Origin of the sequence: Chimaeribacter coloradensis, from assembly GCF_002858715.1 — a bacterium.
Taxonomy (GTDB): Bacteria; Pseudomonadota; Gammaproteobacteria; order Enterobacterales; family Enterobacteriaceae; genus Chimaeribacter; species Chimaeribacter coloradensis.
This window is the reverse complement of sequence record NZ_PJZH01000050.1, coordinates 1-13,474: the sequence shown is the minus strand read 5'-3', so window position 1 is coordinate 13,474 and position 13,474 is coordinate 1. Positions and strand designations below refer to the sequence as shown.

Annotated in this window: 11 protein-coding genes; 3 read left to right on the top strand and 8 right to left on the bottom strand. The window is 56.9% G+C overall.

Features of this window, described 5'->3' with window-relative positions; translation table 11 throughout:
- Positions 1-50: 50 nt before the first annotated feature.
- From pqqF to gltP, 8 genes are all read right to left on the bottom strand, one after another.
- The gene (gene pqqF / locus CYR32_RS20835; protein ID WP_101826995.1) at positions 51-2,459 is read right to left on the bottom strand and encodes a pyrroloquinoline quinone biosynthesis protein PqqF; all 2,409 of its coding nucleotides are present in this window, start codon (positions 2,457-2,459) and stop codon (positions 51-53) included.
- 7 nt (positions 2,460-2,466) lie between these two features.
- The gene (gene pqqE / locus CYR32_RS20830) at positions 2,467-3,600 is read right to left on the bottom strand and encodes a pyrroloquinoline quinone biosynthesis protein PqqE (protein WP_101826994.1); all 1,134 of its coding nucleotides are present in this window, start codon (positions 3,598-3,600) and stop codon (positions 2,467-2,469) included.
- Complete coding sequence (gene pqqD, locus CYR32_RS20825) at positions 3,593-3,874, bottom strand: pyrroloquinoline quinone biosynthesis peptide chaperone PqqD (RefSeq protein WP_101826993.1); 282 nt, start codon at positions 3,872-3,874, stop codon at positions 3,593-3,595. Before pqqD ends, pqqE begins: the two co-directional genes overlap by 8 nt.
- Positions 3,871-4,638, bottom strand: a complete 768-nt coding sequence (pqqC, locus tag CYR32_RS20820) for a pyrroloquinoline-quinone synthase PqqC (protein ID WP_101826997.1) — start codon at positions 4,636-4,638, stop codon at positions 3,871-3,873. The genes pqqD and pqqC overlap by 4 nt, the downstream gene beginning before the upstream one ends.
- Before the next feature lie 9 nt (positions 4,639-4,647).
- The gene (pqqB, locus tag CYR32_RS20815) at positions 4,648-5,559 is read right to left on the bottom strand and encodes a pyrroloquinoline quinone biosynthesis protein PqqB (protein ID WP_101826992.1); all 912 of its coding nucleotides are present in this window, start codon (positions 5,557-5,559) and stop codon (positions 4,648-4,650) included.
- Positions 5,560-5,617: 58 nt separating this feature from the next.
- A complete protein-coding gene (gene pqqA / locus CYR32_RS20810) occupies positions 5,618-5,689 on the bottom strand; it encodes a pyrroloquinoline quinone precursor peptide PqqA (protein ID WP_071822147.1) in 72 nt (23 codons plus the stop codon).
- Between the two features lie 231 nt (positions 5,690-5,920).
- Entirely contained in the window at positions 5,921-6,952 is a 1,032-nt protein-coding gene (locus CYR32_RS20805) for a dipeptidase (protein ID WP_101826991.1), read from the bottom strand.
- A 159-nt stretch (positions 6,953-7,111) separates the two neighbouring features.
- A complete protein-coding gene (gene gltP / locus CYR32_RS20800; protein ID WP_101826990.1) occupies positions 7,112-8,428 on the bottom strand; it encodes a glutamate/aspartate:proton symporter GltP in 1,317 nt (438 codons plus the stop codon).
- A gap of 880 nt (positions 8,429-9,308) precedes the next feature.
- Between gltP and acs the strand changes: the two genes are divergently transcribed.
- The 3 genes from acs to actP are packed head-to-tail and all read left to right on the top strand — an operon-like array spanning position 9,309 to position 13,283.
- A complete protein-coding gene (gene acs, locus CYR32_RS20795; protein WP_101826989.1) occupies positions 9,309-11,270 on the top strand; it encodes an acetate--CoA ligase in 1,962 nt (653 codons plus the stop codon).
- A 52-nt stretch (positions 11,271-11,322) separates the two neighbouring features.
- Entirely contained in the window at positions 11,323-11,634 is a 312-nt protein-coding gene (locus CYR32_RS20790; RefSeq protein ID WP_101826996.1) for a DUF485 domain-containing protein, read from the top strand.
- A complete protein-coding gene (gene actP, locus CYR32_RS20785) occupies positions 11,631-13,283 on the top strand; it encodes a cation/acetate symporter ActP (protein ID WP_101826988.1) in 1,653 nt (550 codons plus the stop codon). Before CYR32_RS20790 ends, actP begins: the two co-directional genes overlap by 4 nt.
- Positions 13,284-13,474: the final 191 nt, after the last annotated feature.

The following is a 13,474-nucleotide window of genomic DNA, read 5'->3' as shown; positions in this document are numbered from 1 at the left end:
CTGGGGTTGGACTCTCCATCGAACGGCGTTCGATTAGCCGGGCGTCGCCCTCACCCGCTGTTTTCATCTCCCGCCTGATGCTGCCCCGCCGTTAATACAACCCAATGATCATAAGTATCACAAAGCTGGCGGTGGTAAAGGCCCAATGCCAGCAGATCAATGCAACGGACAGCCGTTTCTGTTAACGGTGGGTTCTGCCATGCGGCCCAGGCGCGGTCAATAAGGTTACCCGCCGGGTGTTGCAGCGTGAGCAGGGCTTCCTGCTGGGTGGTCAGCGTCTCCGGCGGCAGGGCGGCGATTTCCGCAGTCATCTCATTGAGGAAATCCTGGGTGTGGCGCAGCAGTTGTACGGCAGTCAGGTGCGGGGATTGCAGCGCAAACAGAATGCCCGGGCGGTCGGCGCTGTGGTGGAAACGGCAACTCACCACATAACCAATGTTCATCTCCACCCGCAAACGCTGGAAGAAACGCGGTTCATAGAGCATCGCCAGCAGTTGCCAGGCAGCCAGGGTGCGGGCATTGGCCTCCACCAGCGGGCAAAACAGCAGCAGGGCAGCGTCCTGACTGGTGGTGTCGGCCATGAGCGATGTCAATGATGACAACACACTCACGCCCGCAGGAGCGTTAATAATGCCCGGGAAATCCGCCAGCAGATGGGACAGCCGGTCGTGCAGTGCTTTATTGCCGCCGTACAGGCAGGCCGCCCACGGCGTTGGGAGGGCGTGGCTCTGGCCCGTGTGGCCGGTCAGTACGCGCGGCAACTGATTCAGCAACGCCCTTACCGGGATTTCCGTGCGCCACGTCTCGCGCTCCTGGCTGGCCGCCCGTTGCCCCTGAGCCACCGCATTTTCCGGCAGATTGCGCAGGGCGCACGTGAGGTGGTGTAACGCAAATGCGAGGGTAGAGTCATCACCCCGGCAGGTCAGCAGCCAGATCCCCTGATAACGGGCAAACGTCAACTCCCCGCCGCGGTGGGCAAGATCGCCCGCCAGCGCCCGCAAGGCGCATTGCACGGTATGGCCCCACGCACCGGAGAGATCGCTGCCCGCAGCCGGGCGCAGCAGCAGCACGCCCTCGCCCTTTGCCGGGCGCAGATGCGGCAGCGGCACTGCCTCTGCCGGCAACGCGGCGGGGCGTTCGTTATAAGGAACCGGATGAAAGCGCCATGTCGGCGGGTCTGTGGGCGTTGACGTCTCAGGCAAAAAGTCCCCCATTATCAGGGGGAAGCCCTGCACGCAGAGCGCCTCGCCCGTGACATCGGGCGCGGCCCAGAGGCGCGTCATCTGCTCTGGTGTCAGGGACGCAAGCAGCTGTTGCCAGCCGGTCATAAACCCGGCATCCACCTCACCCACCGGCGGGAACCCAAACGCCTGTTCACGCAGAGAATCCATCGGCGACTGCTGGCAAGCCTGGCGATCGGCCAGCCGGGCGTAATGACGCAGGTGTGAGCCGGAAAGCGACGCCAGCGCCTGCCGCCACTGATAAAACAACGCCTCTGCCTCCGCGCACCAAGGCGGCTGCATGCCGCTGCCGCTAAAGGTCAGCGAGATCACCCACGCCTGCGCGGAGCGATAGACGACCTGCACCTGCAGGCCATCACACACTCCCCGGGCGCGCAGGGTCGCCAGCAGCCCCTGATCCGCCTCATCGGTGACAAGCTGGCGTAACAGGGTCAGGGCGCGGGCCGGTATCGCCGCAGGCAGCAGAAACGCCAGTTGCAGCCGGGGCACGCCGCGCACCTTCACCGCCAGATGACGCCGGGGCGCGGGCGTTACAGGCTGGCTGACGGGGGCGCACGGAGCCGGGGCGGCGGGCAGCCGTTCACCGTAACGGCGCGCGAGCCGGGCGAGGTCATCGGGGGTAAAGGGGCCGGACAGCCACAGGGTCATGTTGGCGGCGTGGTAGAAGCGGCGATGATAATCACGCAGCGCCTGTTGCAGGGCCGCGGGATCGTCACCAAAGGCCGCCAGGCTGCCGACATGGAAACGATGCAGTGCCGCCGGGCCGGTGAAGGTCTGCATCAGGGCCGCTGCGCACAACGTCTCGGTATGAGTCTGGAGCAGGCGGTATTCGGCATCAATGATGGCGGTTTCCTGCTGCTGTGCCTCCGGCGACAACAAAGGGAAAGCCAGCATATCCACCAGCCGCGCCAGCCCCGCTTCAAACTGCTGCGCACTTGCCTCAAAGAAAAAGGCGGTGGCGGTGGCGAGCGTGGTGGCATTCACCCGCCCGCCTGCCGCCTGCACCCAGGCCATCAACCGGTCGCTGCCGTGAAAATCGCGGCTGCCGGCAAACAGCAGGTGCTCCAGCAAGTGCGCCAGCCCCGGCCACGCCTCCGGCTCATCATGGCTGCCGACGCCAGCCTGCACCAGCGCCGCGGCGCGGGTCGCGTCCGGGCGGCTGATCAGGTGAACCTTCATCCCGTTCGGCAGGCACAGCGTGCGGCGTTGCTGAGGCATCCGGAACTCAGACCTTGAAGATCAACTGGGAGTTGGCGCGGTTGCGGAAGGTCAGCTGGTCGATCTGCATCGTGGTGCAGTTGGCCTCTTCACGCGCCGCCAGGATTTTGCCGTGATGCGGTGACTTGGAGCAGACCGGGTCGGCATTGTCCGCATTGCCGGTCAGCATATAGGCCTGGCAGCGGCAGCCGCCGTAATCCTGCTCTTTCTCCGGGCAGGAGCGGCAGGGTTCCGGCATCCAGTCGTAGCCGCGGTAGCGGTTGAAACCAAAGGACTCATACCAGATGTGCTTCAGGTCATGTTCCAGCACAGACGGGAATTTCACCGGCAACTGGCGGGCGCTGTGGCACGGCAGGGCGTCGCCTTCCGGCGTTACGCTGAGGAAGATCGCGCCCCAGCCGCCCATGCAGCCTTTCGGCCGCTCTTCGTAATAGTCCGGTGTCACGAACAGCAGGTTCGCCAGATTGCCGCTGGCGGCCATACGCTCGCGGTAAACCTGCACCGTCGCCTCTGCACGCGCAATCTGTTCACGCGTCGGCAGCAACCCTTCCCGGTTCAGGTGCGCCCAGCCGTAGAATTGGCAGGTCGCCAGCTCCACATCATCTGCTTCCAGTTCGATGCACAGCTCAATGATGCGGTCGATCTGGTCGATGTTATGCCGGTGCAGCACAAAGTTGAGCACCATCGGGTAGCCCTGCGCTTTGACCGCTTTCGCCATCTCCAGCTTCTGCTGGAACGCTTTTTGCGACCCCGCCAGCGCGGAATTCAGGGTTTCATCACTGGCCTGGAAGCTGATCTGGATATGGTCCAGCCCGGCCTCACTGAATGCCGTCAGTTTTTTCTCGGTCAGGCCGATGCCCGAGGTGATGAGGTTGGTGTAGAACCCCATATCGTGCGCGGCCTTGATCAGCTCCGGCAGATCTTTACGCACCAGCGGTTCGCCGCCGGAGAAGCCGAGCTGGACGCTGCCCAGCTCGCGCGCCTGGCGGAACACCTCGATCCACTGCTCGGTGGTCAGCTCTTTTTCCTGCTTCGCGAAATCGATCGGGTTCGAGCAGTAAGGGCATTGCAGCGGGCAACGGTATGTCAGCTCCGCCAGCAGCCAGAGCGGGGGGTTGACCTGTGGTTTGGAGTCACTCACGGAACATTATCCACTTTTGTTCATAGGCGCTGATGAAGAACTCCTTCACATCTTCACCTACGCCGCCGGCATCAGGGAAACGCGCGTCCAACGCGGCAATAATTTCAGCGACGGTCTGTTTGCCGTCCACCAGCTGCAAGATGGCGGTGGCGCTCTCATTGAGCTTGGCCATGCCTTCGGGGTAGAGGATCACATGGCTATCCTGCACTTTTTCCCATTGCAGGCGGTAGCCGCGGCGAAAGGCCGGAATGCTCTGCGGGGTAATCTCAATCATACAAGCCTCTCAGTGTGCCAGACGGGTTGCTGCGTCACGGTGTGGTAAGGCGGGCGGCCGAGTGCGTAGGCCATGGTCATGGCGTCCAGCATCGTCCAGAGGATATCCAGCTTGAATTGCAGGATCTCCAGCATACGTTGCTGCTTCTCCACGGTATCGCAATACTCCAGCGCCAGCGCCAGCCCATGCTCCACATCGCGGTTAGCCTGGCTCAGGCGGCCGCGGAAGTAGCCGTACCCTTCCGCTTCAATCCATTTGTAGTGCTGCGGCCAGCTGTCGAGGCGCGACTGGTGGATCTGCGGCGCGAACAACTCAGTCAGCGAGCTGCAGGCTGCTTCCTGCCAGTTGGCGCGGCGCGCGAAGTTAACGTAGGCATCCACGGCAAAACGCACGCCGGGCAGCACCATCTTTTCAGATAACAGCACCTCACGATCCAGCCCCACGGCCTCGCCGAGACGCAGCCAGGCTTCAATGCCCCCTTCCTGCCCCTGACTGCCGTCGTGGTCAAGAATGCGCTGTACCCACTTGCGGCGGGTCTGCGGGTGCGGGCAGTTCGCCATGATGGCGGCATCTTTCAGCGGGATGCTGGTCTGGTAGTAGAAGCGGTTGGCGACCCAGCCCTGGATCTGCTCCACCGTCGCCTCACCGTTGTGCATCGCGATATGGTAAGGGTGATGGATATGGTAATACGCGCCCCGGGCGCGCAGCGCCTGCTCAAACTCTTGCGGCGTCATCAGCTGCGCCGGTGTCTGTTGTGGATTCATGGTCATCGCCTAAAGATCAATCGTCATACCGTCCCAGCTGACCTCGATGCCCTGCTGCGTCAGGCTCTGGCGTTCAGCGGAATCTTCATCAAGGATCGGGTTGGTATTGTTGATATGGATAAGGATTTTGCGTTTGGCCGGCAGGGTCCGCAGCAAGGCGGCCAGCCCCGTCTCTTCCGACAGGGCCAGGTGGCCCATATCTTTGCCGGTGTTGCGGCCGACGCCGGCATCCGCCAGCTCGTTGTCACGCCACAGGGTGCCGTCAATCAGCAGGCAGTCCGCCTTTTTCATCCAGCCCAGGAGCGCCTCATCCGGCTCGCCGAGACCCGGGGCGTAGAGCAGTGTGCTGCCGCTGGCCGTGTCTTCGATAAACAGGGCAACATTGTGGCCGGGCAGCGGTTTACCGCGGTATTGCGAATAGGGCGGCGCGTTGCTCAGCAGCGGGATAGCGGTAAAACGGATCGCCGGGCAGGCAGAGGTGGTGAAGGCGTCATGCGGCGTGATGCCGTGGTGAATCAGGCCGCCGTTCCAGTGGGAGAGCATGGTAAACACCGGGAAACCGGTGGTGAGGTCGTCATGCACTTCCGGCGTACACCAGACATGGTGCGGGCAGCCTTCACGCAGGTTGAGCAGGCCGGCGCAGTGGTCGATCTGGCTGTCAGTCAGGATGATCGCGCCGATGCCGGTGCCGCGCAGGACATCGTTTTTATTGAGTTCGGGCGTGGCGGCGATCTGGTGACAGATATCAGGGGACACGTTGCACAGGACCCACTCTTTACCGTTGTCACTCACGGCGATAGAGGATTGCGTGCGGCGTGAGGCGTTGAGCGTACCGTCGCGTACGCCCCGGCAATTTGGGCAATTACAGTTCCATTGGGGAAAGCCGCCGCCTGCCGCAGAACCGAGAACTTTAATCTGCATGTGTAAACCGAGAAGGGAAAGAAAGAAGATGCCCACAGCCAGGCCGTGGGCATAAGGATTAACGGTTGGAGATGTACAGAGTCACTTCCAGGCCGAGACGCAGGTCAACAAATTTAGGTTTAGTCCACATGGGGTTATCCTCTGGATGTTAAAAAAGCATTCAATCAATGCTGATGTAATTGCGGCAAACAATACGCGGATTGTCAAATTCAGCAGGAACAAACCTGTTGGAAGGGTCAACCCGGCGTGTTGCCGGGCCGCAACGATTTAGCGGCGCTGATGTTGCTCCAATGTAAATGGTTTATCAACCCTTAATACGCCGTGGCTATCATGGGCAACACCCGTGCAGCCTGTGTGTGGGTTACTCGCCCCAGGTACGTTTGAGCACCCGCAACCAGTTACGCCAGCTCAGTTTCTCAATCAGCCCGGGGCTATAGCCTGCCTGCGCCAGCGCGTGCAGCAGCCGCGGCAGCCCGGCCACGTCACCGAGTTCATCCGGGACGTTGATACCGTCAAAATCTGAACCAAATGCTACTCGATCGTCGCCCAGTGTAGCGATCAGGTAATCCAGATGTTTGACGATTTCTGTTATCGGGGTGTTTCCATCCCGTTTCCCATCTTCGCGCAAAAAGGCAGTGCCGAAGTTCACCCCGACCAGGCCGTCGCTGTCACGGATCGCGGCGAGCTGCCTGTCCGTGAGGTTCCGCGGCTGGGCGCACAGTGCGTGGGCGTTGGAGTGAGTGGCCACCAGTGGCGCATCGCTGATCTCCGCCGTCTGCCAGAACGCTTTCTCATTCATATGTGACAGGTCGATCATCACCCGTTTGCGGTTACAGGCCCGTAACAACGCTTTCCCGGCCGCCGTCAACCCATCACCGCTGTCGGGGGAACCCGGAAAGCCCCCGCTGATGCCGACGCCAAACTGGTTCGGCAAATTCCAGAACGGCCCGATGCTGCGTACCCCGGCGTCGTAAAACTCATCCAGCAGGGCGAGTTCGTCATCCAGGGCTTCCGCACCTTCAATATGCAGCACCATCGCCAGCACGCCCTGCTGCATACACTGCTCAATCTCCCGTGCTGAGCGGCATACCCTCGCCTGCCCGGCTGACGACGCCTCAATCTGATGCAGGATCGCGATCTGCCGGCGGGTAATGCCGAGCGGGTCGTGAGGGGCGGCGGCGGGTTTCATCTGCGCGGCGTAGTCGGCGGGCGGTACAAAAACGGCAAACAGACCACCCGCAAACCCACCCAGACGCGCGCGCGGCAGATCCAGATGCCCTTTCAGCGGCCCCTGCAGAAAGACGTCGGCGGGGTGTTCGTCATGATGCAGCCAGAGATTGAGCAAAAGATCGTTGTGCCCGTCAAACACCGGCGGGTTGTGCAGGTTATTCATAGGGGATTCAGCGTGTAAAAGGGGGATCTGCCTCGTTATACGGAAAGGCCGGAAAGCGCGCAAGTAAGAAAGTCTTTAGTTATGCAACAAAACCCGCTGGCTGCGCCCAATAAAAAAGGGAACTGCACCGGCAGTTCCCTCTCTTTCATACGCGCTGAATCAGGATTGTTTCAGCTCACGCGCTTTTTGCACCAGCATCCGCTTTTCATAGCGGGCCGCTTTTTTCTCGTCGAACTGGTTTTCCCATTTCGCAATCACCAGCACCGCCAGGGCATTCCCCACGACGTTCAGTGCGGTACGCGCCATATCCAGCAGGCGGTCTACCCCGGCAATAAAGGCCAGCCCCTCGAGCGGAATACCGGCGCTGCCGAGCGTCGCCAGCAATACCACAAAGGAGACGCCCGGCACGCCCGCGATCCCTTTTGACGTCACCATCAGCGTCAGCACCAGAATGATTTCCTGGCTGAGCGAGAGATCAATGCCGTACAGCTGCGCAATAAAGATCGCGGCAATACTTTGATAGAGCGTCGAGCCATCCAGGTTAAAGGAATAACCGGTCGGCACCACAAAGCTGGTAATCGCTTTTGGCGCGCCGTAGGCTTCCATTTTCTCAATAATACGCGGCAGAACGGTTTCCGAACTGGAGGTAGAATAGGAGAGGATCAGCTCATCTTTCAAAATACGGATTAAGGTCATAATGCGCAGTTTGCACAGACGCGCAATACCGCCCAGAATCACCAGCGCAAAGAACACAATCGCGAAGTAAACCAGCAGCATCAGTTTGGCGAGCGGCAATAATGACGCAAAACCAAAGTTCGCCACCGTCACCGCAATCAGGCCAAATACGCCAATCGGCGCATAACGCATAATCATGTTGGTGACTTTAAACATGCTTTCTGAAATGGCTTTAAATACTTTTAGCAGCGGTTCTTTGGTCTCTGCCGGCAGAGAAGAGAGGCCCAGGCCAAACAGCACCGAGAAGAAGATGATCGGCAACATGTCGCCTTTTACCATCGACGCGAAGATGTTCGACGGAATTAGCGACAGGATGGTGTTCACCAGGCTGTGCCCGCCGGTTTGCACCGTCTCCGTGGTTTTCTCATATTGTGAAATATCGACCACTGCCAGCGTCGACATATCGATACCGTGACCGGGTTGAAAAACATTAGCCAGTGTAATTCCCACCACAATTGCAACCGTGGTGACCACTTCAAAATATATAATGGTTTTCAATCCGATGCGGCCCAGCTTTTTGGCATCCCCAACCCCGGCGATACCCACCACCAGTGTTGCGATGACAATAGGCACGACAATCATTTTAATCAGGCGGATAAAGATATTTCCGGCCGGATTAAGAAAATTGTCAATTAACCACTCTTTTGATTCTGTCTGGTTATGTAATACAGCACCAACGATAATACCTAATACTAATGCGATCAGGATTTGCCAGGCGAGGCTGATTTTAACACTTCTCATACCGAAAAAGTCCTCAAAGCCTCCTTTCTCCTTTTAATAAGGGGAAAAGAGTACTTAATCATTGCATACGGGCTATAGTTAATGAGATGAGCATTGCAGCTTCCCGTCAGATGCAAGCCGGGTAAATCAGTATCATTTTGCACCGCCTGACTGCAAGCGCTGATTTTGGCTGCAATTTGTACAGAATAACCATACATAAAACCTATGTATCTCCAGCGTTAATATAAGATTTTGTTATTTCTTGTTTTAATTTTGCTGAAAATCCTCTTTCTATAGGATGAACTCTTAAAATTGACATGGAAAAAAGTTGGCGTGTTGCTCAATAATTATTCAGTTCAGGCGGGTTTCATGTTTGTAGGATGTTAATAAGTTGCTAGATATATAACCCACCTTTTTAACAGGGGAATAAGGCGTTACCGTTTCTGCCTGTGTCTTACCCTGCCCTTTTCTGGCCTTAAATAAAGAATGAGGTTTTTTCGCTGCTTTTTAACGTAATAATGCGGTGCTTTGTTGATGAAGTTTATGCTATTTCCCTGTTAATCAAGCATTCGCGTTAAAACAGTGATGCTGTTTTCCCCTACGTCCGGCGATATAAGTCCCAGGCCGCATGGTGAATAAAAAGCAGCTTTCGGCTTTCTCTGTGAATTATCGCCTTTTAGGCAGCGTTTCTCTTCTTTTTGCGCCCTATACCCCCCTTTTTACTGACCCGTTACCCTGAAAATAACGGCGTTTTTTTCGACAGAAGTGGCTAATTTCTCAGTATTTTCACCAAAAGTTACGTGTTGCGTGATCTGTCGCCCAAAAAGCGAACAAAGAACCAAGGCAAACTACAATTAACTTATGGTTGACATACTATTAACAACTTCAAGGAGAAATGACGATGAGCCAGATTCACAAGCACCCGATTCCTGCCGCCATTGCAGAACATACCCTGATTAATCCAGAGCAGTATCAACAGTATTATCAGCAGTCTGTTGACGATCCTGACGCCTTCTGGGCTGAACACGGCAAGATTGTCGAGTGGATGACGCCTTACACGAAAGTTAAAAATACCTCTTTTGCCCCGGGGAATATTGATATCCGCTGGTTTGAGGACGGCACCCTGAACCTTGCGGCTAACTGCCTGGACCGGCACCTGAGTGAACGGGGTGACCAGACGGCCATTATCTGGGAAGCCGATGACCCGCAAGAGGCCGGCAAGACCCTGACTTATCGTGAGCTGCATCAGGAGGTGTGCCGTTTCGCCAATGCGTTGAAGAAATTAGGCATCCAAAAAGGGGATGTGGTCGCCATCTATATGCCGATGGTACCGGAAGCCGCAGTGGCCATGTTGGCGTGCGCCCGCATTGGTGCCGTGCACTCCGTGATCTTCGGTGGCTTCTCACCTGATGCGGTTGCCGGACGTATTATTGACTCCAATGCCAAATTGGTAATCACCGCGGATGAAGGGCTGCGCGCCGGGCGCACGATTCCTTTAAAGAAAAATGTGGATGATGCCCTGAAGAACCCAGGCGTAACCTCCATTACGCACAGCATTGTGCTGCGCCGCACCGGCAAGCAGGGAGAGTGGCAGGAGGGGCGCGATCTCTGGTGGCATGAAGTGATCAAAGACCTGCCGGATACCTGCCCTGCAGAGGAGATGCGCGCTGAGGATCCGCTGTTTATCCTCTACACCTCCGGGTCTACCGGCAAACCGAAAGGGGTGCTGCATACCACCGGCGGGTATCTGGTTTACGCCGCCATGACGTTCAAATATGTCTTTGATTACCATCCGGGTGAGGTGTATTGGTGTACGGCGGACGTCGGCTGGGTCACCGGTCACAGCTACCTGCTGTATGGGCCGCTGGCCTGCGGTGCCATTACATTGATGTTTGAAGGCGTGCCTAACTCCCCGACAGTCAACCGCATGGCGCAGGTGATCGACAAACATCAGGTCAATATTCTCTATACCGCGCCTACCGCTATCCGGGCTTTAATGGCCGAGGGTGATAAGGCGATTGAGGGCACTTCCCGTTCGTCACTGCGCATCATGGGGTCAGTCGGCGAACCGATCAACCCGGAAGCCTGGGAGTGGTATTACCATAAAATTGGTAACGGTAACTGCCCTATCGTGGATACCTGGTGGCAGACTGAAACCGGCGGCTTCATGATCACCCCGCTGCCGGGGGCGACAGAATTGAAAGCCGGCTCAGCGACCCGCCCTTTCTTCGGCGTACAGCCTGCGTTAGTCGATAACGACGGGAATCCGCAAACCGGGGCCTGCGAAGGAAACCTGGTGATCACGGACTCGTGGCCTGGGCAGGCCCGGACGCTGTACGGGGACCATGAACGCTTCGAACAGACCTACTTCTCCACCTTCAAAAATATGTACTTCAGCGGCGACGGCGCGCGCCGGGATGAGGACGGTTACTACTGGATTACCGGCCGCGTCGACGATGTGTTGAATATCTCCGGGCACCGCCTGGGGACTGCTGAAATTGAATCCGCACTGGTTGCGCATCCGAAGATTGCGGAAGCTGCCGTGGTGGGTATTCCTCATAACATCAAAGGACAGGCGATCTACGCCTATGTCACCCTGAATCACGGCGAAGAACCGACGCCCGAACTCTATACCGAAGTACGTAACTGGGTGCGTAAAGAGATCGGTTCTATTGCGACACCTGATGTCCTGCACTGGACTGATTCATTACCGAAAACCCGATCCGGAAAAATCATGCGGCGCATCCTGCGCAAAATTGCCGCAGGTGATACTGCCAACCTGGGCGATACCTCGACGCTGGCCGATCCGGGTGTTGTTGAGAAGTTGCTGGAAGAAAAACAATCAATGAACGTCACACCGTAATTTGCACCGCCTGAGCGCGGTGTTCTCACTCAATGCCTCACAGGAGATTGCGATGAATGATGCTACTTATCAAGGGATTGAACAGAACCCGCGCTTCAGGGAACTCGTGCAAAAACGCGGCCGCTTTGCCTGGCTGCTTTCACTTATTACGTTGGCGCTGTATGTCTGCTTTATTCTGCTGATTGCCTTCTACCCTCAGTGGCTGGGCACCCCGCTTTCTGCGGATACCGTTATTACCCGCGGTATCCCGGTCGGTATCGGGCTGATCGTTATCTCTTTCATTCTTACCGGCATCTACGTTTACCGTGCCAACGGTGAATTTGACCGCCTGACCCATGAAATTGTGCGCGAGGTGAAGCCATGAACATCCGGCTGCTTACCCTGCTGACCTCCCTGATGCTGCCTTCGCTTGCCTCCGCGCGCATAGCAGGTGAAGTTCAGCGGCAACCTATGAACATCCAGGCGATTGTGATGTTTGTGCTGTTTGTTGGGGCGACGCTCTATATTACTTACTGGGCATCTAAACGTACCCGTTCACGCCAGGATTACTATACCGCCGGTGGACGAATTACCGGGTTCCAGAACGGGCTGGCGATCGCCGGCGATTTTATGTCAGCCGCTTCCTTCCTGGGCATTTCAGCCCTGGTCTATACCTCCGGCTATGATGGGCTGATTTACTCCATAGGCTTCCTGATTGGCTGGCCCATTATTCTGTTCCTTATTGCCGAGCGCCTGCGCAACCTGGGGCGTTATACCTTTGCTGATGTGGCCTCTTACCGCCTACAGCAGAAGCCTATCCGTACCCTTTCCGCCTGCGGCTCACTGGTCGTGGTGGCGCTCTACCTGATTGCACAGATGGTGGGTGCCGGGAAGCTGATTCAGCTGCTGTTTGGTCTGAATTACCATGTGGCAGTGATCTTGGTCGGCATCCTGATGGTGATGTATGTGCTGTTTGGCGGCATGTTAGCGACCACCTGGGTGCAGATTATTAAAGCCGTGCTGTTATTGGCAGGCGCCAGCTTTATGGCGCTGATGGTGATGAATTCGGTAGGGTTTAACTTTAATACGCTCTTTACTGAAGCGATTAACGTTCACCCGAAAGGGATTGCCATCATGAGCCCAGGCGGCCTGGTTTCCGACCCGATCTCCGCCTTGTCACTGGGGCTGGCGTTGATGTTCGGTACTGCCGGTTTGCCGCACATTCTGATGCGTTTCTTCACCGTGCAGGATGCGAAAGAAGCGCGTAAGAGCGTTTTCTACGCCACCGGGTTTATTGGCTACTTCTATATCCTGACCTTTATCATCGGCTTCGGGGCTATTTTCCTGGTCGGCAGTAACCCTGCCTTTAAAGATGCCTCCGGGGCGCTGCTTGGCGGCACCAACATGGCAGCCGTTCACCTGGCGAATGCGGTAGGCGGCAACTTCTTCCTTGGCTTTATCTCAGCGGTTGCGTTTGCCACTATTCTGGCCGTTGTGGCAGGGCTGACGCTGGCGGGTGCTTCTGCTGTGTCACACGATCTCTATGCCAGTGTGATTAAGGCGGGTAAAGCCACAGAGCAAGATGAATTACGCGTCTCAAAAATCACCGTGGTGATTCTGGGCATTGTGGCCATAGGGCTCGGTATTCTGTTTGAAAAACAGAATATTGCTTTCATGGTGGGGTTAGCCTTTTCGATTGCAGCGAGCTGTAATTTCCCAATCATTATACTTTCTATGTACTGGGCTAAGTTAACCACCCGGGGCGCAATGGTGGGCGGCTGGCTGGGATTACTGACGGCGGTTATTCTGATGATCCTGGGGCCAACGATTTGGGTACAAATTTTAGGCCATGCTGCGCCAATCTACCCTTATGAGTATCCCGCCCTCTTCTCTATGATTGTTGCTTTTGTGGGCACCTGGCTGTTTTCTATTACCGATCACTCAGCACAAGGCGAGCAGGAACGGACGAGATTCTTCTCACAATTCGTTCGGTCTCAGACGGGTGTAGGGATTTCTCAGGGCGTTCAGCACTAAAAAAGGGCCATACTGTTTAAATTTCAGCCTCAAAAGCCACCTGAACAGGTGGCTTTTTTGCTTTTCTGGTCAAATTCGCTCCAAAGCAAAAAGGCCATCCTTGCGGATGGCCTCGTGCTTAATTTGATGCCTGGCAGTTCCCTACTCTCGCATGGGGAGACCCCACACTACCATCGGCGCTACGGCGTTTC